The following is a 26,710-nucleotide window of genomic DNA, read 5'->3' as shown; positions in this document are numbered from 1 at the left end:
AAGCGTGAGCCGCCCGGGCGGGGGTACGTGAGCCGTTCCGAAGGCCAGATGCCGAGAAAGGGTGGACGACGTGCGCAGTGTGGGTGTGGAGGAGGAACTGCTGCTGGTGGACGCCCGGACGGGACTACCGCGCGCCCTGTCGGCGGCGGTCCTCGCGGCGGCCTCGCGGGACCAGCAGGGCAACGAGGAGGTCTTCGAGAGCGAGCTGCACCGCCAGCAGCTGGAATTCGCCACCCGGCCCCGGACGGACATGGGCGACCTGGACAAGGAGATCCGGCGGTGGCGGGCGGAGGCGGCCCGCCACGCCGAAGGACTGGACGCGGCGGCCGTGGCCCTGGCCACCTCGCCGCTGGAGGTGAGCCCGTCCATCGGCACCGGCGAGCGCCACCAGTGGCTCGCGGAGCACTTCGGCCTCACCGCCCAGGAGCAGCTGACCTGCGGCTGCCACATCCACGTGGCCGTCGACTCGGACGAGGAGGGCGTCGCCGTACTCGACCGGATACGCCCTTGGCTGTCCGTACTCCTGGCGATGAGCGCCAACTCTCCCTTCTGGCAGGGCGGGGACACCACATACAGCAGCTACCGCAACCGGGTCTGGGGGCGGTGGCCGTCGGCCGGGCCGGTCGAGGTGTTCGGGTCGGCCGACCGGTACCACGAGCAGGTACGCGACATGACGGCCAGCGGCGTACTGAAGGACGCGGGCATGGTCTACTTCGACGCCCGCCTGTCCCGGACATACCCCACCGTGGAGGTACGGGTCGCCGACGTGTGCCTGGACCCGTCCACCACCGTGCTGCTGGCGACCCTGATCCGCGGCCTGGTGGAGACGGCGGTACGCCAGTGGCGCGACGGCGAACCGCCCGCCCGGCACACGGTGGCACTGCTGCGCCTGGCGACATGGCGAGCCGCCCGCTCCGGCCTCGACGGCGAACTGATCCACCCCGCCACAATGCGCCCCGCCCCGGCCGAAGCCGTAGTACGGGCCCTGTTCGACCACGTACGCGACGCCCTGGAAGACACCGGCGACATCCTGCCCGCCCAAGAATCCCTGACCACCCTCCTCAAGACAGGCAACGGCGCCCACATCCAACGACAACTGCTGCAGCGCACGGGCAGCCTCCAGGGGGTGGTGACGGAGTGTGTGCGGCGCACGCTCGACTGATCGGTGACGCCCCCGACCAAGCAAACGATGCGGGGCAGCCGTCAGGCCGCCCCGCACCGGGGATCACGCGTCGCGCCGTGGGGGGCGCGTCAGGAAGTCGGCGTCAGTCGTTGACGCAGGTGTTGCCGAACGTCGGGTTGAGCAGGCCGACGACGTTGATGCTGTTACCGCAGACGTTGACCGGTACGTGGACCGGGACCTGAACGACGTTGCCGGACACGACGCCCGGTGAGTTGAGCGCCGCGCCCTGGGCACCGGAGTCGGCAGCCGCGAGGCCCGCTCCGCCCAGGAGGATGGCGCAGGTTCCCACGGCGGCAGCGGCAGTCTTCTTGACACGCGACATGGATCGTTGCTCCTCGGAATTGAGATATCTGGACAGGCGGCCTGACAGGGGTCACGGGGTGCCCGCTGTCCCGGCTGGTGTGCCGCCGTGACCAATCAACCCGATGACGGTGTGATCTGTTGTGGGCAACGGAAGGTGTTCACTCTATTTAGGGTGTATCGAATCAGCGTATTAATTGCCCTGGGTTGGGGCGGCCGACTGGTGCCGGCCGCCCGCCCCGTGCTCAGCCGCAGCGTCCAGCGGGCCGCGTCCGTGTGACCAGGTCGGTGTAGCCGGTCGTGCCGTCCACCCACACCACCTGCCGGCCGCCGGGCATCGCGGGCCAGCCCTGCTGGCCGCGGTTGCAGGAGACCCGGCCGCGCTGTTTGCCGTCGGCCGAGAACTGCCAGAGCTTGAACAGTGACTCGTTGGTGTACACGACGGTCGGCGACCAGGTGGCGACGGTCACCGCCTCGTCCGTGGCCACGATGTCGTAGCCGTTGAGCGCGTCCGGACCCTCGGCGGGGCTGAGGTCGGTCACCCCCGTACCGTCCAGGTTGGCGCGGCGCAGCGCCGCGCGGTCCGATTCGCCGCCCGCGGGCACCAGCCAGAAGACGTGCTGCCCGGTGATCGCGGTCGCGCTGATGTCCGCGGGGGTTCCGAGCTGGCCCATCTGCGTGCGCTGCCCCGTCTTGAGGTCGAGGGTCTCGACGCCGTACGTACGGGAGTTGCCGATGCCGCGGACGGTGCTGTAGGCGATCCGGCCGTGGCTGATGGACGGGTTGCCGGTCCGTACGCCGCTCTCGTCGGTGACGTTCACCACCGTCGGGTCGCTCAGCCGCACGTACCGCACCTTCCGGGCGCTCGGCCGGGACTGCGCCTCGAACACCACCACGTCGCCCTCGACCCGTACGTTCACGGCGCCGCGCCGGCCCGACCACAGTTTCTTGATCGGCCCGCCCGCGATCGGCCGCGCGAGGATGTCCGTGCTCCTGCGGTTGTACGCCTGCCAGACCACCGTCTTGCCGTCGGTCGCCGGGTGCACGTGGTAGCGGCCGTCGTTGGGGCTCATCAGCTTGAGCGCGCCGGTGCCGTCCGCGCGCCCGGCCCAGATCGAGTACGGCTCGGTGCCGTCGTCGTTGGACTTGGCCGCGGCCCACCAGCCGCCGCCCGCGCCGGTGGCCGAGCCGTCCGTGTTGACCCGGCCCAGGAGGGGGTCGGAGTCGACGCCCATTGCCAGTTCCCAGCCGGGCACGATGCCGTGGGCGTTGAACGCCCGCTCGGCGGTGCGTATTTGGGTGTCGGTGGCGTGCAGGTCGCGGGCGGCGGCGAGGACGGCTGCGCGGCCCTCGGTGAAGCCGTCCAGCGGGGTCAGGTACTCGGTCAGTGCCTTGTACACGATCTTGTCGGCGAGCGTCTTGCCGAGGTCTTCGCGCAGATCCCACAGGGCGCCGGCGAAGATCGTGGAGTTGAGGTGGACGCCGCCGTTGTCCTCGGAGAACGACACGCCGAGGAAGGACTTGGCGGTGGTCCGCCCGTCGTTGAGGTCGCGGATCGCGCACTCGCGCGCGGGCTTGGTGCGGCACAGCGTCTCGCCCAGCAGCCCGGAGTCGGGGCTGTCCATGGGGATGCCGTAGGTGTCGTTCTCGATGGCGTTGCCGAAGTAGTCGGCGATGCCCTCGTTGAGGGCACCGGACTGGCCCGCGTAGACGAGGTTGGCGGAGTTCTCCACGACGCCGTGGGTCATCTCGTGCCCGACCACGTCCAGGCCGGCGGAGAGCGTGCGGTATTCCGCGTCGCCGGCGCCGTAGACCATCTTGGAGCCGTCCCAGAAGGCGTTGATGTACGGCTGCCCGAACTGGGTGACGCCCACGAGCGAGTTGACGGCCATGCCGCGGCCGTCCAGGCTGTCGCGGCCGTGCTGTTGGCGGTAGTAGTCGTAGACCTTGCCGGACGCCCAGTGCGCGTCGACCGCGCCCGCCTCGGTGGCCTCCGGGCCGAAGGCCGGGGTGGGCGAGCCGAACTCCTGGATGTCGTACGGCCAGGAGGGAGTGACCTCGCTGACGTCCTTGCCGCGCGCGTCCCATGTGGACAGGGTGTTCTTGCTGGTGTTCGCCATCCGGGTTTCGTCGCGCAGCACGTACGCCTTGCGCGACTCCTCGTACACCACGGGAAGTTCGACGGTCTTGCCGTCGTACTTGACGCCGGAGCCCTGGATGCCCTTCACCCCGGCCGCCGTACGGGCGGCCTTCGGTGCACCGGCCGCCGTAGCGCCTCCCGGGGCCCGGAACGTCTTGATCCCGCTGTACTGGAGCACCGGGTACCCGGCCTGCGCGTCCACGTAGACCTCGTGCAGCACCGGCTCGCCGGTGACCGGATGCGTGCCCCGGACGGTGATGTGACGGGTGAGTACGCCCGCGCCCCGCGGGATGACGACCAGCCCGCGCGCGGTGCCGGTCAGCGTCGGCGTGTCCGTGCGGGGGAGGCGCTTGTTCAGGAGCCGCTCGGTGGTCGCGTCGACCGCCCGCTCGACCGCGAGCGCCTCGTCCACCTCGGGTTCCACGTCGGTCTTCAGCCCGGTGAAGTACTTGCCGGAGGTGCCGGTGACGACCCGTTCGCCGCCCTTGTGCTCCATCCGCACCACGTACTGTCCGCCCAGGACGTCCACGCCCCGGTGTTTCTGCTGGAGCCGGACGACCTCGTGGGTGCCCGAGTCCACCGTCTGTACGGGCCGCAGATCGCGTGCCGGATCGGCGATGTGGTAGCGGCTCTCTTTCGCCGCGAGATGGCCGCGCGCCGCTTCCGCCGGGCTGCCCGTGGCCTTGGCCGGTTCCCGGATGCCTTCCACCAGGGCCGGGGTGGCGGTGCGCTGCCCCGGTACCACTTGGCCGGGCCCGGGCGGCGGGCCGGCGGGTGCCGCGCCGGCCGGTACCGCCGAAGCCAGCAGTGCGGCGACGCCCACCAGCGCCGCCGCACCCGTCAGACTTCCCCGCGCCCCGGCCGCCGCACGCGGCCCGAACAACCCGCCCGGCCCGCCGGGTCTTTCAACTCTCGCTCTCCCGCCCCGTGCTCTTCGCTCCCGCAAGGTGACCCCTTCCGCCTGCTGCCACATGCCTGGCAGCCGTCACTGACACGGACAGGCATATGCAAGCGGCACCGGTTCACCACCACAACGAATCCGGCAAGTCGATGGACGACTTCCGGACGGTGGCAGGTGACGGATGGTCAGCTGGAGAGGATGGTCTCCGTGACATGCCGGCCCAGGAGGTCGTGCAGCAGGGTGGTCGCGGGCAGGGCGGGGTGGAGGTAGACGAGTTCACGGCGGTGTTCGATGACGGCGAGCATCTTGCGGAGGGTGGCCGTGGCGTCGTCGCGGCGGCCGGCGTGGTGCTGGGCCTGGGCGAGCAGGCCCAGGTGGAGGGGCAGGCGCAAGTGGGAGCGGGAGGGCCGGAGTTCGGCGATCGAGGTGTGCATCAGGCCGAGGCCCGCCTCGTCCTGGCCCAGGTGGGTCAGGGACCAGCCCTCGGTCAGGCGCAGCATCGCCTTCCAGTACAGGAGCCCGTGTTCCTCCGCCACCCGCGCGCCCTCGGCGCCGGAGGCCCGCGCCGTGTCGGGGTCGCCTTCCCACGCCGCCAGCACCGCGTCCACGTACAGGGCGAAGCACCGGTCGGAGGGCCTGCTCTCGTACGCGGTCAGGGCCTGCAGCTGGCAGCGGCGTCCGAGGGCGGTGTCGCGGTCGCCCAGGATCCAGTGGGTGAAGGCGTCGTAGGAACGGCAGGAGACGCGCGGGTCGTGCTGGAAGGTACGGGCCAGGCTGCGGCCCTCCCGGGCGAAACGGTCCGCCAGCCCGACGCTGCGCTCCAGCTCCGCTAGCGCCTCCGGCAGCCGGCCGCGTACGTGCAGCGCGACGCCCTTGCCGTACGCCGCGCCGAGCTGGGCCACCGGGTGGCGGGTACGGGACCCGATGTCCCGCAGCAGCCGGGAGAACCGCCCGGACTCGTCGTACCGGCCGGTGACCAGGAACGCCGCGCACAGCGCCCACAGCACCGACGGGTCCTCGGGCGCGTGGGTGACCGCCCCGAGCGCGCGGCCCCGGCTGAGCGCCGCCTCCGCCTCCGCGTCCCCGTAGCCGCGCACGGTGGCCAGCAGCTGGCCGAGCTGGACGTACAGGCGCTGCTCCAGGGAGCGGGCCGACGCGTCGTCGCGCGGCAGCAGCCCGGCCAGATGGACGGCCCGGCGCAGCCACGTCTCGACCTTCTCGTACGCCAGCTGCTGTTCGGCCTGCTCGGCGGCGCGCAGCAGCCGGGGGAGGGCCCGCCGGGCCGGCAGCGCGTCCTGGGCGTGCCACGTGTGGTGGGCCAGCCGCTCGTACTCGTCGTCGCCCACCTGCCCGCCGCGCTCGCACAGGGCCCCGGCCACCCGCGCGTGCAACTGCTGGCGTTCGTTGCGCGCGAGGACGTCGACGAGCGTCTCGCGGACCAGGGCGTGTACGAAGTGCAGCCGCCCGGGATGGTGCGGGTCCTCGCCCAGCAGGCCCGCCCGGATCGCGGTCTCCAGGGCCGGGGCGACCGGTTCGTCCTCGGCGGCGGTGCGGTGCAGCAGGTCCGTGTCGATCTCGGTGCCGATGACCGCGCACAGCCGCAGCACCCGCAGGGCCGGTTCCGGCAGTCCGGCGAAGCGCTGGCGCAGCGCCTCGCGCACACCGGTCGGGATCTGCGCCAGCAGGACGTCGGTGGCGTCCGCGTCGTGCAGGCGCCGCACGTCGCCGAGGAGGGAGAGGAGCTGCATGACGAAGTACGGGTTGCCCTTGCTGCGCTCGTGCAGCACCTCGATCACGTCATCGCCCACCCCGTACCCGGCCCTGGCTTCCACGAGAGCGGCAACGGCGCTGCGGGGCAGGCCGCCCAGGCGCAGCGATTCGGTGCGGGGGCTGCGCAGGACCTCGGCCAGCATGCGGCGGATGCCGGCGTCGGAGTCGCCCTCGGGGTCCCGGGCGGTCAGCACGATGCTGATCCGCTGCCCCTGGCGGCGGGTGCCCAGCAGCCGCAGCAGGTCGAGAGAGGCGGCGTCGGCCCAGTGCAGGTCCTCCAGGAGCAGCACCAGCGGGCGCTCGGCGGCGAGGGTGAGCAGCACCTCGCAGACCGCGTCGTGGGTGAGGAACCGCGCCTGCGCCCAGTCGTCGTCGTGGTCCTGCCCTCCGGAGCCGGCCGACTGCTCCGGCATCAGCGGGGCGAGCAGTGCGCCGAAGGGTGCGGTCGCACTGCGGAACGCGTCCGGCCGGGTGGAGGACAGGCGGCGCAGCACCTGCGTCCACAGCCAGTACGGCGGTACGCCCTCGCCCGGGAAGCAGTGGCTCCAGACCACCTCGGGCGCGTCGCCGCCGCCCTCCAGAGCCGGGGCCAGCTCCATCAGCAGACGCGTCTTGCCGACCCCGGCGGGGCCCAGCACGCAGGCCACGTGGCCTTCACCGGTGGCGGCACTGGCCGCCGCGATGACCAGACGGTGCAGCTCCTGGTCGCGCCCGATGAACGGCCAGGGCGCCGACGTGTCCTCGGCGCCCTGGCCGTCGTCCGGGAGGGATGCCGCCCGGACCGGCGCGTCCCGGTCGGCCCCGCGTACCCGCCGCGAACCCGCCGCCCGGGTGCGCCGGGCCGGTCCCGTCACCGCCGTATCCCGGTCCGCGGGTTCCGCGCCGGTGACCTGGACCGGCGGTGCCACGACTTCCTGCACACGCGGGGGCTGACCGGCTTGGGCGGGAGCGGTTTGGGGAGTGGCAGGAGGAGCCGCTAAGGCGGCGCCGCTCACCGGGCCGCAGTCGTCCAACTCCTGGCGGAGAATGGCGGTGTGCACCCGCTGGAGTTCGGCGGCGGTGTCCACGCCGAACTCCTCCACCAGGTGGGACCGCGTCCGCTCGTACACCTCCAGCGCCTCGGCCTGCCGTCCGAGGCGGGACAGCGCCGTCATCAGGTGGCCGACCAGGCGTTCGCGGGTCGGGTGGTGGCGTACCTCCAGGCCCAGTTCGGCCGCCACCTCCTCGAAGGCGCCGAGCGTGAGCCGGGCCTCCGCGCCGGCTTCCAGCGCGGAGAGCCGGACCTGTTCCAGGCGGGCGGTCTCGTCGGAGAGCGGCGGCCGGGCGCCGAACTCCGTGTACGGCGAGCCCTGCCACAGCTCCAGCGCCTCGGTGAGCCGGTCGCGGGCGCCGCGCGGGTCACGCCGGTCCAGTGACTGCCGTCCCTCGGTGACCATCTGCTCGAAGCGGTACGCGTCGACCTGCTCCGGGGCGAGCTGGAGCACGTAACCGGGCGCCTGGTAGCGCAGGACGGACGAGGCGCCCTGGCCCGCCGCGGGGGCGAGCACCCGGCGCAGGTGGGACAGGTGGCTCTGCAAGGTGGCGACGGGGTGCCGCGGAGGGTCTTCCTGCCACAGCTCCTCGATGAGCAGTTCGGTGGGGACGACTCTGCCAAGTCGTATGAGCAGCAGGGCGAGCAGCGCCCGTCGTCTGGGCGGGCCGAGGGGCAGGTCCGCACCGTCGAGCCGTGCCGACATCGGGCCGAGGACGCGCAGTACGGGTCCGGGGGGACCGTCGTGCCGCGGCGGGGAGGCGGGGGGCGGGGTGTGGGGAGTGCGCATACGGGTCCCAATCGTTCTCACGCCGGCGGCTGTGACAGGGGGACGTGCCGGGCTGTAACGGGGTCCATCCGGAAAGTGATCATGGCATATGTGGCGAGTCGTTCAAAGATCGGCAACCAGCCATCGGCAAGCGATCGGCAAGCGGAACGACAAGGAAGCGGCAAGCCGCGGCCCGATGGCCGGCAAGCGTCCGCCAGCGTCCGGACAAGGGGGCCGCAAGGGGGCTGACGCACCATGGCCGCCGGCCGCCCGCCGGCCCGGCCGACCACCGTCGACGGGCCCGGGCGCCCACGTCGCACGACCGGCAACCACCTCGCGAACAAGGACGACATGCACAAGGAAAGCCACTCGAACGCGCCCGGCGGGAGGGCCGGAAGGCCGGCCGACGCCCCGGACGCGGCCTCGGCGAACCCACGGCCCCGGCGCCCCGCGGCGCCCTAGCGCGCCGCCGGACCGAGGACGATCCGCTTCGCGCCGTCGCCTCCCCGTACCGCTTTGTCCCACGCCGAACCAGGGAAGTTTTTACGGAATCCAGCCGCGCGGCCCCGGGCCCCGCGGCCGCCTCCGACACCCCCACGCCGAACGTGCGACCGGCCACCGCCCTGCCTTCTCCCCACGGAACCAGGACCCGAGACATGAACCGGACCCAGAAGATCCAGCAGTTCATCGAAGAGCGCTTCCTCGTCCAATTCGGCGGCGAGGTGACGGCCGACACCGACCTCTTCCAAGCCGGCGTCATCGACTCGTTCGGCTACATCCAGCTCATGTCCTTCATCGAGAACGACTTCGCGGTGCGCGACACGGACGACGAACTGCTCTCCAACATTTTCGTTTCCCTGACGGACATCGACGCGTTCGTCGCCGGGCTGGCCGAAAAGCGCGCCCCGGCGGGTGACGGGTGGTGAGGCCCGGTGGACGCACCGTGCTCTACGCGCGTTCCAGCGCGGCCAGCACCCCGTCCGCGGCGAAGAACGCGCCGGGCAGCGCCACCCGCCGTACGACCGAGCAGGACACGTCCCCCTCGTTCCACTGCTCGCCGGTTACCTCCGCCGCCATGGCCGTGTAGCCGCGCAGCAGTACCGCCAGTTGGCGGATTTCGCACCAGGGTCCGCCCCGTCGGTTCCATCCCGTCGTGGGCAGGTCCGTCAGGCCGGTCAGGGCCGTCAGTACCTCGTAGTCGAGGGAGCGCGGGTAGACCTGTCCGACACAGTCGAGGACCCGGGTGAAGCCGAGGTGGCGCGCGACGCGCCGCTCGACGCGGGCCAGCGCCGCCCGGTCGCCGCCGAACAGGCCCAGCAGATCCTGGGCGGTTCCGACCGGGCCCTTGAGGCCGCGCAGTGGGTACCGGGCGGCCACGGTGCGCAGCCGTGCGGCGGACCGGCGCAGGGACTCCGAGGCCCCGGCGGTGCGTTTTCGCCGGTCCAGCCGGTCCGCGACGCGGTCGGCCCGGCCGTACAGGTGCTCCAGCGAGCGCCGGACCCGCACCTGCGTGATGTTGTCGGTGATGTCGCAGGAGGTCAGGCCCTTGTGGATGTGCTGGTGGCCGGCGAGTGCGTTGAACTCCTCGATACGGGCCTTGAGATCGTGCCGTGTCCGGCGCTCCCGCGCGGCGATGGACGCCAGGTCCACGCGGTGCGCGGTCTCCTCGTACGCGGCTGTCGCGGCCGGCGGCACCGGCACCCCCTCCGCGGCCTGCGCCCGCAGCACCGCCAGCCACAGGTCCCGCTCCAGCAGCACCTTGCGCTCCGGGGACCAGAGGTCCGCCAGCACCGCCGACGCCCGCTCGCGGGCCAGGACGTCCTCAGGCGCCGTCGCGGGGGAGCGGCGGCGGCAGGAAGCCGCTGGAGCGGAAGAAGGCGAGGTAGCGGTCGAGGAGGGCGGCGTCGGTGGGCGGGCAGCGCAGTCCGCTGCCCGCGAGGCCCCGTTCGGTGTTGGCGCGCCCGAGCCGTGGGAAGACGTCATCGAGGTACATCTCCTTCACGCTGATGTCGGACTTGTTGCTGCGGTCCACGCACAGCGAGACGAACGGTGTCGTGGGGCTGCTGGGATGCCGCGCCACATGCCGTACCAGCTCCGCCACCCAGGCGTCGTAGGGCAGTTCGCGGATGCGGTAGCCCGCCGCCCGCATCCGGGCCAGCATGTCGGCGAGGCGCGCCGGCCGGGGGTTGGTGAGGTGGTAGGTGCGGCCGTCGGCCGGCTCGTGGGTCGCCAGGTGCACCACGGCGGCGGCCAGGTGGTCGACCGGCACGAAGTCCAGCGGCAGCGGCACATCGGGCGCGACACCGGTCTCCGCGATCACCCGGAACAGGGAGCTGATCGCCGTCTCGGTGTTGCAGATCCCGGTCCGCTCCTCGCCGGTGACCTCGTACGGACGGTGCACCGCCACCGGCAGCCCCGCCCGGGCCGCGTCCTTGAGCATCCGCTCGGCCACCCACTTGCTCTCCGCGTACCCCATGGTCAGATGGTCGGCATGGGCCAGCGGCGCGTCCTCGGCCACCCGCCGCACCCCCGCGGTGCCGAAGCCGGCCAGGACGGCGATGGTGGACAGGAAGTGCAGGGGTATACGCCGCCCGGCGGCGAGCCGCACCAGTTCCCGCGTGCCGTCGACATTGGCCGGGCGCAGCGCGGCGTACGGATAGAGGAAGTTGACGCGCGCCCCGGCGTGCAGGATCAGGTCGGCCGTCTCGCCCAGCCGCGCGAACCGCTCCTCGGACAGACCCAGGCGCGGGGCGGCCAGGTCGGCGGGGAAGCAGGTCAGGCGCTGTTCGTACGGTTCGGTGTCGAGGCCGTAGCGGGCCGCGTTGGAGCACACCCGGCGCCGCGCGTGCGCCGCGTCCCGCGCCCGTACCGGGCACAGCAGCTCGGCGCCGGTGGCGTGGGCGAGCCGGTCGATGAGGAAGGCGCCCACGAAGCCGGTGGCCCCGGTGACCAGGACGCGCGCCGGGTCGCGCCAGCGGGGGACGGGGCCGCCGACGGGCGGCAGCCGCAACCCCAGGCGCGCCTCGCGCAGGAAGTCCGCCTCCGAGGCGGGCGCGGAACCGGTCCGGCGCCCGGCGCGGTCGGCCCGCAGCGCCCGGACCACCGCCGCCGTGTACGCGCCGAGCGTCGGCTCCCGCAGCAGACTGCGGACGAGGAAGGTGCCGTGCGCCGCGTCCATGCCCAGCGCGGTCATCGTCCTGGTGGTCACCTCGGCGATGAGCAGCGAGTCGCCGCCGAGGTCGAAGAAGCTGTCGGCGGGCGTGGGGCGGACGCGCAGGATGTGCTCCCACACGTCGGCGAGCACGCCCAGCAGACCGGAACCGTCCCCCGTCGCACCGCCTCCGGCCCCCGAACGGGCCGCGCGTGCCCGGCGTTGCCCGTTTGCGTTCGCGTCGCCGTTCCCGGTTGCATCCGTTTGCCCGGTCGACCCGTCCGCGCCCGGCCCGGTGCCGGTCGGCCCGGAACCGGCGCGTACGGCGGCGTCCGGGCGGGCCCCGCCGCGGGCCGCCGGCACCGTCGTCCGCGCGAGCAGAGCGCGCCGGTCGACCTTGCCGGCGCTGGTGACGGGGAACCGGTCCAGGACGTGGATGCGCGCCGGTACGGCGGGCGCGGGCAGCCAGGACGCCACGTACGCGCGCACCTGGTCGACCTCGACCGCACCACCGGGGCGCGCCGGCGTCACGAAGGCCACCGGCCGGGCGGCGGCGCCCTCCCCGTCGATCTCCACGACCGCCTCCCCGACGGCCTCGTGCGAGCGCAGCCGCGTCTCGATCTCGTCCAGCTCCACCCGGAAGCCGCGCAGTTTGACCTGCCGGTCGCGGCGCCCCCGGTACTCCAGGGCGCCGTCCGGCCGCCACCGCGCCCGGTCGCCCGTGCGGTATAGGCGCCCGCCGGGGCGGGGGCCGAAAGGATCGTCGCGGAAGCGCTCGGCGGTCAGGGCCGGGTCGTTGAGGTAGCCGATGGCGATGCCGTCGCCCCCGACGAACAGATCACCCTCCTCGCCGGGCCCGGCGGGCGTGCCGTCGTCCCGAAGCACATAGCAGGCGGAGTTGGGGAAGGGGCGCCCGATGGGCACGGTGTCCGCGTCGGCGGGCAGGTCGCGGACGACATACGCGCTGGAGACGACGCTGTTCTCGGTGGGCCCGTAGAAGTTGACCAGGGTGGTCCCCGGGCAGGCCGCCAGCACGCGGCGGCACAGCCGGGCGTCGAGCGCCTCGCCGCCCGCCGAGACGAACCGCAGGCTGCGCAGTGCCTCGGGCCGGCTGCGGGCCACGTGGTGCAGTACCCCCGCGGTCAGGAAGGCGACCGCCACGTCCTCCGCGCGCAGCAGCCGCTCCAGCGCGTCCACCGACAGCAACTGCTCCCGCTCCGCGACGACGAGGCAGGCCCCGGACAGCAGCGCCGTCCAGATCTCGATCGTCGAGGCGTCGGAGGAGCAGCTGTACGCGTGCAGCACCCGCTCCCCGGGGGCGGGCGGCGAGAGCCAGGGGCCGGAGGAGGCCAGGCGCACCACACCGCGGTGCGGGATCGCGACGGGCTTCGGGCGGCCGGTGGAGCCGGAGGTGAACATGACGTACGCGCAGTCCTCCGGGGCGACAGCGACGGCCCGCGGCGCAGGGGGCCCGGGCGGGTCGCCCGCGCCCGCCTCCGGTGGCGGCGCGGTGAGATCGCCCTCGATACAGGCCCGCAGCCTGCGCACCCGGCGGGCGCTGCCCGGCAGTGCCACGGCGACCCGTACATCGGCCTCCTCGGCCATCGCGCGCAACCGGGCGGGCGGGTACGCGTCGTCCAACGGCACATACGACGCGCCGCACTTCAGGGCGGCCAGGAAGGCCACCAGCGCTTCGGGGCAGCGGCCGCCCATCACCCCCACGGCGCTGCCGGGGCGGACACCCGCGGTCAGCAGCCGCCCGGCGAGGGCGTCGGAGTACCGGCTGAGTTCGCCGTAGGTCAGGGTGCGGTCGCCGTGCCGGACGGCGGGCGCGCCGGGCGCGGCCTGCGCCCGTTTCTCGAACAGCTCGTGCAGGCAGTGGTCGCGTGGATATGGCGTCACCGTGTCGTTCCACGGCGCGGGCCGGCCCGGCCGGCCGGACGTCTGGGAGGGTCGCGGCATGATCAGTACCTCGGAACGGTCGATGGCCCGGGACTGCCGGGGCGGGAGGGGTGAAAGGGGGATCGGCGGAAGAGAAAACGGCGGGTCCTGGCGGCCCTGGTCAGCTGAACGCGGTGGCGAAGGAGGCGAAGTCGGCGGTGCGCCACCGCTCGGGGCGCATCCGTACGGTCACGTCGGTGGTGAGCTGGTCCGCCGTCGCGGCCAGGTAGGCGCGGGCGGTCTCCGGCGGCAGATAGCGGTGGGCCAGCGCCGCCCGCTCGGCCGCGTCCACCCGGTCCTCGAAGGCGGTCACCGGGCCCTCGACGCTGACGTACTTGTAGGGCGCGGTCTCCCGCTGTACGCAGAGGCCGAGCCGGCCCGCCGCGCGGATGCGCCGGGCCTTCACGGACTTCCGGCCGGTCAGGACGACGATCTCGCCGCCCGGCCGGTAGGCGTACCAGACGGGCACGAGCAGCGGTGGCCCGTCCGGGGCGCCGATGCCCAGCACGGCCACGTGGGCACCGGCGAGGAACGCCTCCCGGTCGGCCGTATTCATCGCAAGGGACATGTCAGACACACCTCTTCGTGTGCGGGGGGAACGGAGAGGGGAACGCGGGGAGGGCCGGGCGGGAAAAGCCGGCCGGCGCGTTCGGCGGGGTGGCCGGCCGGGCGCCGCCGCGTACCGCGTCCGGCGCGGCGGGGCCGGCCGGGCGTGTCGCCCTGACCTCCACATCACCCGGGAAAACGGGTGCACTAGGCAGTTACCCAGCTATGCGCTGTCGGTGTTCACTCATGCGGATGATGCGGAACGTTCCGATGAGCAAACACGAGCCTGCCGGGAGCGGTGTACCACCGTCCACGCCGCCGTGCGCCCCGCGGTGCGGGTGACGCTGCCCGGCAAGGGGTTTGCGGAGGGGCGCGGTTGCGCAGAAATCGTGGCGAACGTGTCCACACTGCGGAGGCGAAGCGGCACCGGGTCTCCCGGAGTTGCCCGGCGGCGCTCCGTGGCTGCCCGGCCGCCGGGCCGCACCCGCCGTCGGCCGATCACCTCAGGTTCTTCACGTCCGTGGCCGGCCCGGCGTCGGCACGGCACCCGCGACAGCACCGGCCCCGCGTACGGAATCGGCCCCCGCGTACGGAACCGGAGCCGCCGCGCTGCCCGCACCCGTGCGCCGGTCCTGGCTCCGGCCCCGGCCTCGGCCCCGGCTCCCGGCTTTCGGCCATGGACCTCCGGCCCCTGGTCCCCGTCCCCGGACCCCCGGCCCCGGTCCCCACCAGCCCCCGGGCCCTTGCCTTGGTCCCCAGCCCCCGGGCCACGGTCCCTGACCGCGTTCCCGGAACCGGCTCCGCCGGGCCCGGCGAACCCTTTCCCCCACACCCGCACCGCCCCGTGGAGGCTCGCATGCCCGACCCAGACCCCGCCCGCGCCCAGGAGACGACGGTCCCCGGCCCGTCGCCGGTCGTCCCCCCGGCCCGGCCGCCCGACGCCCCGCGCGACCGCGTGCCGCCCTGCGACCCGCGCGCCCTGTGGCCCGCACTCGGCGCGTCACGCCAGGCACGGCGCAGCGCGCTGCTGGCCCCGTTGACGCGGACGTCGGGCCCGCCGCCGGAGCAGCAGCACCTCACCTGGGTGGGAGACCTCCAGCAGGGCGATGGCGGCAAGGGCGCCATGACCGACCGGCTGGCGCCCGCGCACCAGATCGCCGCCCGGGTACAGGGCGGGGACAACGCCGGGCACACCACGGTCTTCCAGGGCGCGGAGGGCGGGGAACACACCCTCAAGAACCATCTGCTGCCGTCCGGTCTGCGCCACCCCGGCGTGCTCGGCGTCATCGCCAACGGGGTGCTGGTCAACCCGCAGACCCTCGCCGAGGAGATCGCGTCGTTCGCCCCGCACGTACCGGCGCTGCGCCGGCGGCTGGTGATCAGCGACCGGGCCCATCTCGTACTGCCGCTGCACCGGCTCGTCGACGGCCGCCAGGAGAGCGGCGGCGGACGCTGCTCGGACGTGATCGGCACCACCCGGCGCGGCATCGGCCCGGCCAACGTCAGCAAGGCCAACCGCATCGGCATCCGGGTGCGCGACCTGCGGGACCCCGATCTGCTGCGGCGCCGGATCGAGCAGAACGTCCGCTTCTTCGGCCTGCCGTCCGGCCACGCCGACAGCGATCTGAAGTGGCTGGAGACCTACCGCGACCTGCTGCTGTCCCTGGCGGCGGACACGGTCGCGCTGCTCGGCGCCGCGGTCGAGGCGGGGTATTCGGTCCTGCTGGAGGGCGCCCAGGGCCCGGTGCTCGACGTGGAGCACGGCACGTACCCGTACGTGACGACCTCGCCCACCGCCTTCTACTCCGTCACCAGCGGCACCGGCCTGGACGGCTCGCTGGTCGGCCACCGGGTCGGCGTGCTGAAGGCGTACCAGACCATGGTCGGCAACGGCCCCTTCGTCACCGAGGACGCCGGCGAACTCGGCGACCGCCTGCGCCGGTCAGGGGAGGAGTTCGGCACCACCACGGGCCGCTCCCGGCGCTGCGGCTGGCTGGACCTCGCGCACGCGCGGTGGGCCGCCGGCTTCAACCGCTACACGAGCGTGGTGGTGACCAAGCTCGACATCCTGGACGGGTTCGACCGTATCGGCGTGTGCGTCGGGTACCAGCTGCCGAACGGCGAGTACGGCGAATTCGTACCGGACCACGAGTACCTGGAACGCTGCCGCCCGCTGTACTGCTGGCTGCCCGGCTGGCGCCACCGCACCCGCGGCCTGACCCGCTACGACCAGCTCCCGCCCGAGGCGCGGTCCTTCCTGCGCTATATCGCCGACTTCCTGGGCGTCGAAGTGGCCGCGGCCGGCACGGGCCCGGCGGACCGGGATCTGCTCGTCGACCCCGCCGCACGCCTGGCCGGCCTGCTGCCCGCGCCCGCGGCGGCGGGACTGCTGCGGGCGGTCCGCAATGGACGAGAGAAGAGGACGATGCCATGAACCCGAACCGGCACACCGGCTTCACCGGGGACGCGGCCGACGGCACGCTCAAGAGCCTGTGTGTGTTCTGCGGCGCCAGTGCGGGCGTGCGGCCCACACACGTCCAACTCGCCGCACGGCTGGGGCAGACGTGCGCCCGGCGCGGCATCCGCGTCGTCTACGGTGCGGGCGGCGTCGGCGTGATGGGCGCCCTCTCCGACGCGGTGCTCGCCGAGGGCGGCAGCATCACCGGGGTGATCCCGCAGGCGCTGATGGACCGGGAGTACGGGCGGCGCGACCTGACCGAGCTGCGGATCGTCGGCTCGATGCACGAGCGCAAGGCCCTGATGCACTCTCTGAGCGACGCCTTCCTCGCCCTCCCCGGCGGCTACGGCACGCTGGAGGAACTCTTCGAGATCACCGCCTGGGCCCAACTGGGCCTGCACCACAAGCGCATCGTGCTCCTGGACGACGGCGGATTCTTCAGCCCCCTCGGCCGGATGCTGGACCACGCCCGCGACGAAGGGTTCCTGTCCGACGCCGACCGGCAGCTCGTCCAGCACGCCAAGTCCGTGGACGACGCCCTGCGCCTGGCCGCCCGGCCGCCCGCCCCGCCCACGGAGGCACCGATGATCGGCCCGTCGCAGACCTGACGCGCGGAAAGAGCGGTACGTGCCCAGGGGCACCGCCGCCCCTCGAAACAGCCCTGCCTTCCGCCCCTCCCTCCAGGCCGAGACAAGGAGCACCAGCCCATGCCGGACGCCGGACGTCTCCCTCGATACCCTTTCGCCTTCCGGGGCGACCAGCTCGCGCCCGAGCTGGCCGCATCGGTGGTCCACCGCCCGATCCAGCGCGTACGGACCAACACCGGTACCGACGCCTGGCTGGTGACCGGCCACGAGCTGGTGCGCTCGGTGCTCCGGGACCGCCGCTTCAGCCTCACCCTCACCTCCGACCCCTGGATGCCCCGGCAGGACCCCCTCATCCCACCGCTCTCGGTCACCGACATCCGCACCCAGTGCGAGAACGCGGGCCTCCTCCAGGACCTCTTCCAAGGCGTGGGACCGCACCAGCGGTACCTGACACCGGGCCGCGTCCGGGAGATCGCCGACGGGCTGCTGGACACCTTCCTGGCCGGAGAGCAACCCGGCGACCTGATGGACGGGTTCATCATGCCGCTCTCCCGCGCGCTCACCATGGAACTGCTGGGCCTGGACCCGGAAGGCTGCCCGGACAACGCCGAAATCTTCAACATCTTCCGTACCGGCCCGGAAAGCATGCAGGGCGTGCCGGAGAGCTGGAACCTGGCCCTTACGTGGATGCTCGGACGGCTTCCCGGGCTGCGCGCGTCCGGCGCAGGGCTGCTGGGCCGCCTCATCACCCTCAGCGACGCGTCCGGCGTACTGAGCGAGGAGGAGGTCGCCGACCTCTTCGTCTTCCTCCTCATCTCCCAGTTCGGCAACCCCGCCACCTTCCTCGGCGCGGCGACCGTGGGGCTGATGCAGCACCCGGAGGTGACGGCCCGGCTGCGGAAGGACCCCGGGCTGCTGCCACGGGCCGTCGACGAGCTGCTGCGCTGGACGGTCTTCCTGGGCGACGCACTGCCCCGCAACGCGCGCGAGGACGTGCTGCTGGACGGCGTTCTCGTACGGGAGGGCGACCTCGTGCTGGTGTCCACCGACGCGGCCAACCGCGACCCGCGGGTCTTCCCCGACCCGCACCGCCTCGACATCGACCGGGAGCCCGGCCCGCACCTGCGGTTCAGCGACGGGCGGCACCGCTGTCCGGGCGGCCCGGTCTCCCGCATGCAGGCCGCGGAGACGCTGCGCGTACTGCTGGGGCGGACCGCCGATCTGCGCCTGGCCGTGCCCGCCGACGAGATCGAATGGCACCGCTACTACGCGGTCACACTGCCGGTGGCGGTGCCGGTCAACTGGACGCTCCCCGGAGCGGCCACTCCCGGGACCGGCGACGGTAAGCCCCGCGGAGCGGCCGTTCCCAGGCCCGATGGCGGGACGCTCACTCCGTGAACCCCTGATCGCGCAGGATCGTGTCGATACGGGCCCGGTGGGCCGCCTCCCAGGCGTCGAGGGTCTCGTCCGCCTCCTTGGCCAGCTTCTTCCGGGCGTCGGCGAGCACCTGTTCCTGGCGGTCCCCGGGCCCGGGGGTGACCACGACGCCCTCTTCGTCGGCCACCACGATGTCACCGGCGCGTACGGTCACGCCGCCGCAGCGCACCGGGTCGTTGAGCGGGGCGACGGCCGCCTTCGACCCGGGGACGGGGATGACCCCGCGTGCGAACACGGGGAAACCGGCCTCGCGTACCTCGCCTAGGTCACGGATCAGCCCGTCCGCCACGATCGCCGCGACCCCGCGCCGCCGGGCGACGGCACACACGTTTCCTCCGGCCAGCGCGTAGTCCATGTCCCCCGACTCGACGACGATGACCGCACCCGGCTCCGCCCGGTGCACGGCCGCGTGCAGCATCAGGTTGTCACCCGGCGGACACCGCACGGTGAACGCGGGACCGGCCACGCGCGGGACGGGGGACCACAGGGGACGGATGCCGACGTCCATGACCTGCGTGCGGCCCAGGAGATCGGCGAGGGTGGTCGTCGGGATGCTTCGGAAGCCGGAGAAGTCGTTCATGAAACCCCCTTCTACCGGCTCGGGCGGACCACCGTCAGGGTTTCTTGATGGCCTTTACACTTTTTGACGTCGGGCCGCGGTACGGCCCTCGCCCCGCGCCCGTAGTGTGATCACCGTGCCGCGTGGCCCCGGCGGGCCGGGCACCCGACCACCCACCGCACCCACGGAGACACCCGCCATGCACCTGCGCTGCGCCGTGCTCGACGACTACCAGGACATCGCCACGACCGTCGCCGACTGGAGCTCCGTCCAGGACCGGGTGGAGGTCACCGGGTTCACCCGGCACTTCGCCACCGGGGACGAACTGGCCGAGGCGCTGGCCGGCTTCGACATCGTCGTCACGCTGCGCGAGCGGGTGCCGTTCCCGGCGGAGCTGTTCGCCCGGCTGCCCCGGCTCAAGCTCCTCGTCGCCTCGGGCATGCGCAACTCCGTGATCGACTTCGCGGCCGCGGCGGAGCACGGCGTGACCGTATGCGGTACGGCCAGCTCGTCCACCCCGCCCGTCGAACTCACCTGGGCCCTGCTCCTCGGCCTCGCCCGGGGTGTGGTCACCGAGCACAACGCGCTCCGCGCGGGCGGCCCCTGGCAGTCCACGGTCGGCGCCGACCTGCACGGCAAGCGGCTCGGCCTGCTCGGACTCGGCAAGATCGGCAGCCGGGTCGCCCAGGTCGGCGCGGCGTTCGGCATGGACGTGGTGGCATGGAGCCAAAACCTCACCGAGGAACGGACCGACGAGGTCGGCACCGGCCTCGCGGCGAACCTGGAGGAGTTGCTCCGTACCAGCGACTTCGTCTCGGTCCACCTGGCCCTGAGCGACCGCACCCGCGGCCTGCTCGGCGCCCCCGAACTGGCCCTGCTCAAACCGACCGCGTACCTGGTGAACACCTCACGCGCGGCCATCGTCGACCAGGACGCCCTGCTCGCCGCGCTGCACGAGGGCCGGATCGCCGGCGCGGGCATCGACGTCTTCGACACCGAGCCGCTGCCCGCCGGCCACCCGATGCGCACGGCACCGCGGCTGCTGGCCACGCCGCATCTCGGTTATGTGTCCCGGGACAACTACCGTACGTATTACGGCCAGGCTGTCGAGGACATCGAGGCGTTCCTTCAAGGGGCGCCGATACGTCGGCTGGGGTGACCCGGACCCGGCCGGAACCCGGGCGGTGGCCACCGGACCGGTCAGCACCGGGCTGCCCGGCGACGGCACCTTCGTAACACCGCCTCGTGCACCGGCGATCGGGCGGCACGCCGATGACAGCGCGCCGCCCGACGCGGTTCGCCGGTCAGTCGTCGGTCAGCCGCCGGTCAGCGACCGTGCGAGGACACGAGGTGCCGATGGGACATCGGGCGCCGCAGGGGCATCTGGTGTCGGCGGGATACTAGATGCCGTTGGCGAACCGCCTGAACGCGGCCTTGGTCCCCTTGCCGGCCTCACCGTCGATCTGGCCGGTGTAGCCCCAGCTGTGCTTCAGCAGACGCTGCAGCGTCTTGACGGTGCCGGACCCGACCTTCCCGTCGATCGCTCCGGTGTAGCCCCAGTTCGCCTTGAGGCAGCGCTGGAACGCCTTCCAGCTGCCCGTCCCAGCCGGCCGTCGATCGCTCCGGTGTACCCCCAGTACGTCTTGAGCCACCGCTGGACCTTCTTGGCCTCCGCGACGGACAGACCGAAGTTGTTCACCGCGAGCACGGTGACGGCCTCGGCGCTCATCACCGGCTGGGCCGTCGGCGCGGACGCCGCGAAGCTGGCGCCCGCCCCCGCCAGGCCCCCGGCGGCGATTCCGGCGGCGGCGGTGACACTGACGAGAATCCTCGTCACGGCATTCGGTCGCATTGCGTTCCCCCTTCGGGGCATGGGGCGCCACCGGTACGGCCGACGCGTACGTCATCGGCCGTACCGATACACCCACTGATGGCCGTACGGCGCTGCGGCGACTCTGGCGGTGACGCTCCCCGTTCGCCTCAGCGCGGCACGGGGGAGAAGCTATCCGTGCGGCGTGGTGCCCTTCGTCAACCCACGCATGGAGATCGGGGCAACCAGGAGTTGATGTCCGGGCTCCGCCAACGGCGGTAGCGGCAGAGGTTGTACAACTTCCGCGGTACCTGCCCCGGAAGGGGCCGGTGACGGCCTTCGGTGCCGACCGCGGTCAGCTGGGGGCCAACCGGGCCCGCCGATAGCCTGTCGATCGCCTGTCGGGGGTCAGCGATCCGCCGACCGCTGCGCCCGCCACTCCGGCGCCAGTACCGACCAGATCTCCATGTCGTGCCGCTTGCCCCGGTACGGATAGCTTTGGCGCGCGACCCCGTCCCGCGTCATCCCCAGCCGCCGGGCCACCGCGATGCTGGGCAGGTTCTCCGCCGCGGCCCACCACTCCACGCGGTGGATGCCCCGCACTTCCACGGCCCAGTCGATGAGCACCCGTACGGCCCGGGTCACCAGCCCCTTGCCCGCGGCCGCCGGCTCCAGCCAGCAGCCCACCTCGGCGGTGCCCTGCGCGATGTCCATCGTCCGGAAGAAGACCGCGCCGACCAGCGTGCCGTCGGTCCGGATGCCGTACAGGTGCCCGGTGTCGGAGGCGACCTTCTCCGCGTACGTACGGAGGAACGCGCGGCACGCGTCCAAGTCCCCCAGCACCTCCGGCAGACCGTTGTACTGCCCGATGAACTCCCGCCCCCGGTCGATATGGGCCAGCAACTCCTCGGCCTGCCAGGGTTCGAGGGGGCACAGCACCGCACCGTCGTCACCCAGGGATATCGCGAACATCGTCGTCCTCCGTCACCGAAACCGTGCGTGGGTAATGGCGTGATCTTTCCACGGGGATTCCGCCCGGTGACCCGGACACCTACTGACCCGCCCCGGGCGGCTGTGGCAGTGCCCGCAGCAGGACGGACACCGCGACGGCCAGTGCCAGACAGAAGGCCAGCGCGGCGGCCAGGGCGGGCCCGTACGCGGCCGGGTCGTGGTGTGTGGCGTCGCCCAGCGTGCCGTAGAAGATGACGCCGATGGCGGCGACGCCGACCGAGCCGCCCACCTGCTGGCTGGTGGAGAGGATGCCGGAGGCCATGCCGATCTCCGCGGGACGTACGCGGGCGAGTACGGCATTGAGCAGCGGCGTGACCAGCACGCCGGTGCCCGCGCCGATCACCAGCAGCGGTACGGCGAGATGCCAGGCGGTCAGCGCGGCCCCGGCCTGGAGGACGACGGCGATGGCGGCCGCGTGACCGAGGCCGAGGACGAGCGCCCCGGCCTGCAACAGGCGCCGCCCGTAACGGGCCAGGCGCCCGGCGGCGAGGCTGCCGGCGAAGAAGGCCGCCGCGAACGGCAGATAGAAGGCTCCGGCGGCGAGAGTGCCCAGGCCGAGGCCGTCCTGAAGGGTGACGGACAGGACCAGGAAGAAGGAGTTGATCCCGAAGTACGTGAGCAGGACCAGCACCATTCCGACCGCGAAGGCGCGCGACCGCAGCAGACGCAGCCGTACGAGAGGGGAACCGCCGCGTGCCTCCACCCGGCGTTCCACGCGCGCGAAGGCGACGAGGGCCAGTGCCCCCAGGGCCAGGCTGAGCCACGTCCACAGCGGCCAGCCGGCCTCCCGGCCCTCGACCAGCGGTACGACGAGGAGAAAGAGCGCGGGCGTCAGGACGGCCGCGCCCGCCAGGTCGAGGCGGCGCGCCTCCGGGGCCCGCGACTCGGGGACGAGGACGGCCGCCAGCGCCAGCGTGAGCAGGCCGACGGGTACGTTCACCCAGAAGATCGGGCGCCAGGACGTACCGAAGAGATCGGCGGAGACCAGCACGCCGCCGAGGAGCTGTCCGGCGACCCCGGCCGTACCGATGACCGCGCCGAGCACACCGAACGCCCGTGCGCGCCGCTCCGGCGGCAGCAGCACCTGGATCGTCGAGAAGACCTGCGGGGACATCACGGCGGCGCCGAGTCCCTGGACGAGGCGTGCGCCGATCAGTGCTCCGGCGCCGGGTGCGGCAGCACAGGCCACCGAAGCGAGCGTGAAGAGAGCCATACCGATCAGGAAGCACCGTTTGCGGCCGAACAGGTCGCCGAGACGGGCGCCGGTGATCAGGGCGACGGCGTAGGCGAGCTGATAGCCGGCGAGGACGAGCTGCACATCCGCGTCCGAGGCATGCAGGTCCCGCTGGATGGCCGGAGTGGCCACGAGGACGATGAAGGTGTCCAGTACGGCCACGAAGATGCCGATGAGGACGACGGAGAGGGCGCGCCAGGGGGATGGCGCGGCGTGGGCACGATCCGCGTCCGCCCTAAGGACGTCGTATCCGGAGTCGGCCGGTGGTCTGGTGTACGTCATGATCCCGACCCTCGTCCGGGCCCGGGCGAGGGAACAGAGGCCATTTATGCTGGTGGTGGCGGTACCCCCATGAGGTCGGAAGCACTGGGAGCGATGACGGGGGCACGCGTCCTGAACGGGTGAACGGGCGGGGGAAGAAGCGCGATGAGCAGGCGCGAAGCCGGGACGGACGGGCGGCGCGAGGCCGTGCCGAGCGGGGCGGGAACGGCATCCGGCCCCGAACGGCGCCGGGTGCTGGCCGCCTTCCTCCGCTCCCGCCGGGAACGCATCGCCCCCGGTGACGCGGGCCTCCCGGCGGGCCCGCGCCGCCGTACGCCCGGACTGCGCCGCGAGGAGGTCGCGACCCTGTCGGGTGTCAGCGTCACGTGGTACACGTGGCTCGAACAGGCCAGGGACATCACCGTGAGCCGTCAGGTACTGCACAGTCTGGCCCGGGTCCTGTACCTGTCCCCGGCCGAGACCCGCCACCTGTTCGCCCTGGCCGGACAGCCGTTGCCGGCGCCCGACGCGGTACGGGCCGGAGGCCGGCCGTTGCAGCGGCTCGTGGACGCGCTCGACCCGCACCCGGCGTACGTGGTCGCCGCCAACTGGGACCTGCTGGCCTGGAACCGCGCCGAAGCGGGCCTCATCGGGGACCCGGCCCACTGGGACGATCCCGAACGCAATCTGCTCCGCCTGGTATTCACCGACCCCCGCATCCGTACGCTCCTGGCCGACTGGCCCGACCAGGCCCGTACGCTGCTGGAGCAGTACCGAGCCAGCGCAGACCGGCACACCGGCGACCCGGCGTTCACCCGCCTGACCGCCGAACTCCGCGAACGCAGCGAGGAATTCCGCACCTGGTGGGACACCCACGACATCGCCGAATTCCGCCCCACCCGCCGCGTCTTCGACCACCCGCACCTGGGCCGCCTGACGTTCGACTACGTCAAACTCACACCGGTCGACACGCCAGGGGTCACGCTGGTCTCCTGCCTGCCGTCGGACGACGGGACGGCCGGGAAATTGGGGGCGCTGAGCGAATGCGCGGCGGGTGATCGGGGTGTGACTTCGGAGCCGGGCGCCGAGGGCGCGTTGAATCCCGAATAATCCCTTTCACCTGCGGATACCTCAACCGGATACTGCCGATATGGCTCTCACGCAACAACTCGCGCGCGTTTCCGAGGCGTACGAGGACGGACTGGGCCTCGACTGAGCCGTGTGGGGCCTGCGCCATCAGCCAGAGCTGGCGCGCGGCGTTCGTGAGGAGCGGCCAGGAGGCTCGTGGTGCGGGCTCCTGTGGGGAGGAGTCCGGTCGCGTGCCGGAGGAGTGTGAAGGCGTCGTTCATGTGCGGCATTTCCCCCGGGGCGCACCGTTGTCCGCGGCTCGCCCCCGTAACCCGCACCCCGCCCCCCTCAGGCCGCGGTACGCCGCACGCACTCCCCGACGACCGACCGCAGGTCCCCCGTACGCGCCAGCAGTTCCCGCTGTACCTGGGCCCCGTTGCCGCGGCCCATCAGGGTGTCGAGGCCCTCCTTGGCGAGGGCGAGGTCGCCGATGTCCTCCAGGGCCTCGCTGACGTGGTCGAGGAGGGCGCGGACCACGGCTTCGGCGGGGGCCGGGGTCCAGGTGAGCGGGTGGACGAGCCGGCCGGAGAGGCCCGACCGGCCGGCCCGCCAGGTGGCGAGCCGCAGCAGGCCGATGCCGGCGGAGTCCGGCGGCTCGCCCGCGCGCCACGCGCGGGCGGCGGTCTCGACCAGTCCGCGGGTCAGCGCGGCGAGCAGCACCGTGTCGTCGGACTGCAAGCACACGTCGGCGACTCTGATCTCGACGGTGGGGTAGTGGCGCGACAGCCGGGCGTCGAAGTAGATCATGCCCTCGTCGAGCAGGGTGCCGGTCGCCAGCATCTCCTGTACCCGCCGGTGATAGTTCTCCGCGCTCCCGAACGGCTCCATCGGTCCGGAGGACGGCCAACGGCCCCATACCCGGCTCCGGTAGCTGCTGTACCGGGTGTCCTTGCCCTGCCAGAAGGGCGAGTTGGCGCTCAGGGCCAGGAGAGTCGGGAGCCAGGGGCGGATGCGGTCCAGTACGGCCACGCCCTCGTCGTCGGACTCCACGGCCACGTGGATGTGGCAGCCGCAGGCCAGCTGCTCCTGTGCGGTACGGCCGAACTCCTCCTCCAGCCGCTGGTAGCGCTCGTCCACACTGAGGGACGGCGTCACGGGCAGGGGAGAGGTGGCCAGGGCCGCCAGCTCCGTACCGGCCCGGCGCGCCCGGTGCGCCGCCTCGCCGCGCCAGCGTCCGACCTCCTCGGCCAGGTCCTCGATCAGCGTCCTGGGGCGGGTGGCGATCTCCAGCTGCTCGCGGTGCAGTTCCTTGTCCAACGTGGAATCGTGCGGAGTCGAGGCCAGCACGGTCCCGGCGACGGCTCGCGGCTCTCCCGAGTACGGATCCACCAGGAGCAGTTCTTCTTCCACACCCACGCTCCGCATACGACAGCCTCTCTCGACCGGCGACGGCCGGCAGGACGGGTTTTCGGGCCTGCTGTCATAGGAAACGCTCGCGCGGCACGGCACAAGGGGTCGGGCGGCCACCGAGTGGCGTGATGAGAGCGGGGGCTGCCGCATCGCCCCGGGCTGTTTCCGTTCCGCCGGGAACTCGCCGTGGTCCGCACCGCCTCCGCGGGAGATCGGTCGGTTGGACACCGGTGCGCGGACGGTCGGATCTGCTGTGATGGTGTGCATGTCCGGGTTGTTCCGTGGGCGGGGGAGGGAACGGGCCGATGCCGGTGCTGAGGACGAACGGAATGCGTCTCGCGTACCAGGAGTACGGGTCCGGGGAACCGGTCGTGATGGTCACCGGGACCGGCGCGCCCGGACGGGTGTGGCGCGCGCACCAGGTGCCCGCCCTGACCGCGGCCGGATACCGGGTGATCACCTTCGACCACCGGGGCGTCGCGCCGAACGGTCACCCCGAGCGTCCTTTCACGCTCGACGACATGGCGGCCGACCTCGCCGCTCTCATCGCCCATGTGAGCCCGGGGCCATGCCGCGTCGTGGGTTTCTCGCTGGGGTCGATCGTCGTACAGGAATTGCTCGTCGCCCGGCCCGGACTCGTCGGCCAGGCCGTGCTGATGGCGACCATCGGCCGGGCGGACACGCTGGTCGGTGTGATGGCGTCGGCCGAGATCGCCCTGTGCGACAGCGGGGCCGTGCTCCCGCCCCGGTACGCCGCCTACGTCCAGGCCCTGCAGTACCTGTCGGGGGAGACGCTCGCCGACGAGGAGCGGCTGCGGGGCTGGTTGGACATCTTCGAGATGACGGCGGCGACGGATTTCACCGGTGTCCGCGGCCAGTTGGGCCTTCAGGTGATCCGGGACCGGCGGCCCGCGTACCGGGCCATTCGCTGCCCGTGTCTGGTCATCGGGTTCGGGGACGACCGGATCGTCCGTCCGCAGTTGGTGCGCGAGGTCGCCGAGTGCATTCCCGGCGCCGCGTACACCGAGCTGGCCGGGTGCGGTCATTACGGGTATCTGGAAAAGCCGGAGCTGGTGAATTCCGCCATCGTGGAATTCTTCGCGGGGTGGCGGAAAGTCTGATTCACCGCTCCTGGCCCCGATCC

At 72.8% G+C, this 26,710-nt stretch carries 19 protein-coding genes; 8 read left to right on the top strand and 11 right to left on the bottom strand.

Annotated features, from left to right (window positions below; genetic code table 11):
- Positions 1-70 precede the first annotated feature (70 nt).
- A complete protein-coding gene (locus tag CP984_RS04085; RefSeq protein WP_030182004.1) occupies positions 71-1,162 on the top strand; it encodes a glutamate--cysteine ligase in 1,092 nt (363 codons plus the stop codon).
- Positions 1,163-1,265: 103 nt separating this feature from the next.
- Here the strand turns inward: CP984_RS04085 and CP984_RS04080 are convergent, their stop codons facing one another.
- From CP984_RS04080 to CP984_RS04070, 3 genes are all read right to left on the bottom strand, one after another.
- Positions 1,266-1,505: a chaplin gene (locus CP984_RS04080; RefSeq protein WP_003984304.1), complete on the bottom strand. Its 240-nt coding sequence runs from the start codon at positions 1,503-1,505 to the stop codon at positions 1,266-1,268.
- 223 nt (positions 1,506-1,728) lie between these two features.
- The gene (locus CP984_RS04075; RefSeq protein WP_003984305.1) at positions 1,729-4,446 is read right to left on the bottom strand and encodes a M4 family metallopeptidase; all 2,718 of its coding nucleotides are present in this window, start codon (positions 4,444-4,446) and stop codon (positions 1,729-1,731) included.
- A gap of 263 nt (positions 4,447-4,709) precedes the next feature.
- On the bottom strand, positions 4,710-8,114 hold the full coding sequence (locus CP984_RS04070) for an ATP-binding protein (protein WP_003984306.1): 3,405 nt from the start codon (positions 8,112-8,114) through the stop codon (positions 4,710-4,712).
- Positions 8,115-8,749: 635 nt separating this feature from the next.
- Between CP984_RS04070 and CP984_RS04065 the strand changes: the two genes are divergently transcribed.
- The gene (locus CP984_RS04065; RefSeq protein WP_003984309.1) at positions 8,750-9,019 is read left to right on the top strand and encodes an acyl carrier protein; all 270 of its coding nucleotides are present in this window, start codon (positions 8,750-8,752) and stop codon (positions 9,017-9,019) included.
- Positions 9,020-9,041: 22 nt separating this feature from the next.
- Here CP984_RS04065 and CP984_RS04060 read toward each other — a convergent pair whose 3' ends face one another.
- From CP984_RS04060 to CP984_RS04050, 3 genes are all read right to left on the bottom strand, one after another.
- A complete protein-coding gene (locus CP984_RS04060) occupies positions 9,042-9,884 on the bottom strand; it encodes a lyase family protein (protein WP_003984310.1) in 843 nt (280 codons plus the stop codon).
- A gap of 31 nt (positions 9,885-9,915) precedes the next feature.
- Positions 9,916-13,206, bottom strand: coding sequence for an amino acid adenylation domain-containing protein (locus tag CP984_RS41905; RefSeq protein ID WP_030182008.1), 3,291 nt, complete (start codon positions 13,204-13,206; stop codon positions 9,916-9,918).
- Positions 13,207-13,306: 100 nt separating this feature from the next.
- Positions 13,307-13,753 (bottom strand): pyridoxamine 5'-phosphate oxidase family protein, encoded by a 447-nt coding sequence (locus CP984_RS04050; protein ID WP_030182010.1) that lies wholly within the window; start codon positions 13,751-13,753, stop codon positions 13,307-13,309.
- An 834-nt stretch (positions 13,754-14,587) separates the two neighbouring features.
- On the opposite strand from CP984_RS04050, the gene CP984_RS04045 reads away from it, so the two are divergent.
- From CP984_RS04045 to CP984_RS04035, 3 genes are all read left to right on the top strand, one after another.
- Positions 14,588-16,165, top strand: a complete 1,578-nt coding sequence (locus CP984_RS04045; RefSeq protein ID WP_050504593.1) for an adenylosuccinate synthetase — start codon at positions 14,588-14,590, stop codon at positions 16,163-16,165.
- Entirely contained in the window at positions 16,162-16,797 is a 636-nt protein-coding gene (locus tag CP984_RS04040; RefSeq protein ID WP_003984592.1) for an LOG family protein, read from the top strand. The genes CP984_RS04045 and CP984_RS04040 overlap by 4 nt, the downstream gene beginning before the upstream one ends.
- Positions 16,798-16,896: 99 nt before the next feature.
- Entirely contained in the window at positions 16,897-18,174 is a 1,278-nt protein-coding gene (locus CP984_RS04035; RefSeq protein WP_003984593.1) for a cytochrome P450, read from the top strand.
- On the opposite strand, the gene CP984_RS04030 is transcribed toward CP984_RS04035, so the two are convergent.
- Positions 18,164-18,793: an RraA family protein gene (locus CP984_RS04030; protein ID WP_003984594.1), complete on the bottom strand. Its 630-nt coding sequence runs from the start codon at positions 18,791-18,793 to the stop codon at positions 18,164-18,166. The genes CP984_RS04035 and CP984_RS04030 overlap by 11 nt on opposite strands.
- 178 nt (positions 18,794-18,971) lie before the next feature.
- Between CP984_RS04030 and CP984_RS04025 the strand changes: the two genes are divergently transcribed.
- Entirely contained in the window at positions 18,972-19,931 is a 960-nt protein-coding gene (locus tag CP984_RS04025; protein WP_003984595.1) for a D-2-hydroxyacid dehydrogenase family protein, read from the top strand.
- Positions 19,932-20,172: 241 nt separating this feature from the next.
- Here CP984_RS04025 and CP984_RS42960 read toward each other — a convergent pair whose 3' ends face one another.
- The 3 genes from CP984_RS42960 to CP984_RS04010 form a co-directional block, all read right to left on the bottom strand.
- On the bottom strand, positions 20,173-20,424 hold the full coding sequence (locus CP984_RS42960) for a peptidoglycan-binding domain-containing protein (RefSeq protein WP_003984596.1): 252 nt from the start codon (positions 20,422-20,424) through the stop codon (positions 20,173-20,175).
- Between the two features lie 566 nt (positions 20,425-20,990).
- Positions 20,991-21,554 (bottom strand): GNAT family N-acetyltransferase, encoded by a 564-nt coding sequence (locus CP984_RS04015; protein WP_003984598.1) that lies wholly within the window; start codon positions 21,552-21,554, stop codon positions 20,991-20,993.
- 79 nt (positions 21,555-21,633) lie between these two features.
- On the bottom strand, positions 21,634-23,109 hold the full coding sequence (locus CP984_RS04010) for an MFS transporter (RefSeq protein WP_003984599.1): 1,476 nt from the start codon (positions 23,107-23,109) through the stop codon (positions 21,634-21,636).
- A gap of 144 nt (positions 23,110-23,253) precedes the next feature.
- Here CP984_RS04010 and CP984_RS04005 point away from each other — a divergent pair, with 144 nt between their 5' ends.
- Entirely contained in the window at positions 23,254-24,198 is a 945-nt protein-coding gene (locus tag CP984_RS04005; protein ID WP_003984600.1) for a helix-turn-helix transcriptional regulator, read from the top strand.
- A 306-nt stretch (positions 24,199-24,504) separates the two neighbouring features.
- Here the strand turns inward: CP984_RS04005 and CP984_RS04000 are convergent, their stop codons facing one another.
- The gene (locus CP984_RS04000) at positions 24,505-25,581 is read right to left on the bottom strand and encodes a glutamate--cysteine ligase 2 (RefSeq protein ID WP_030182015.1); all 1,077 of its coding nucleotides are present in this window, start codon (positions 25,579-25,581) and stop codon (positions 24,505-24,507) included.
- 290 nt (positions 25,582-25,871) lie between these two features.
- Here CP984_RS04000 and CP984_RS03995 point away from each other — a divergent pair, with 290 nt between their 5' ends.
- Entirely contained in the window at positions 25,872-26,687 is an 816-nt protein-coding gene (locus CP984_RS03995) for an alpha/beta fold hydrolase (protein WP_030182016.1), read from the top strand.
- Positions 26,688-26,710: the final 23 nt, after the last annotated feature.

The organism is Streptomyces rimosus (assembly GCF_008704655.1).
GTDB lineage: Bacteria > Actinomycetota > Actinomycetes > Streptomycetales > Streptomycetaceae > Streptomyces > Streptomyces rimosus.
Note: the sequence above shows the minus strand (reverse complement) of the source record. Positions and strands in the feature narration are given on the sequence as shown.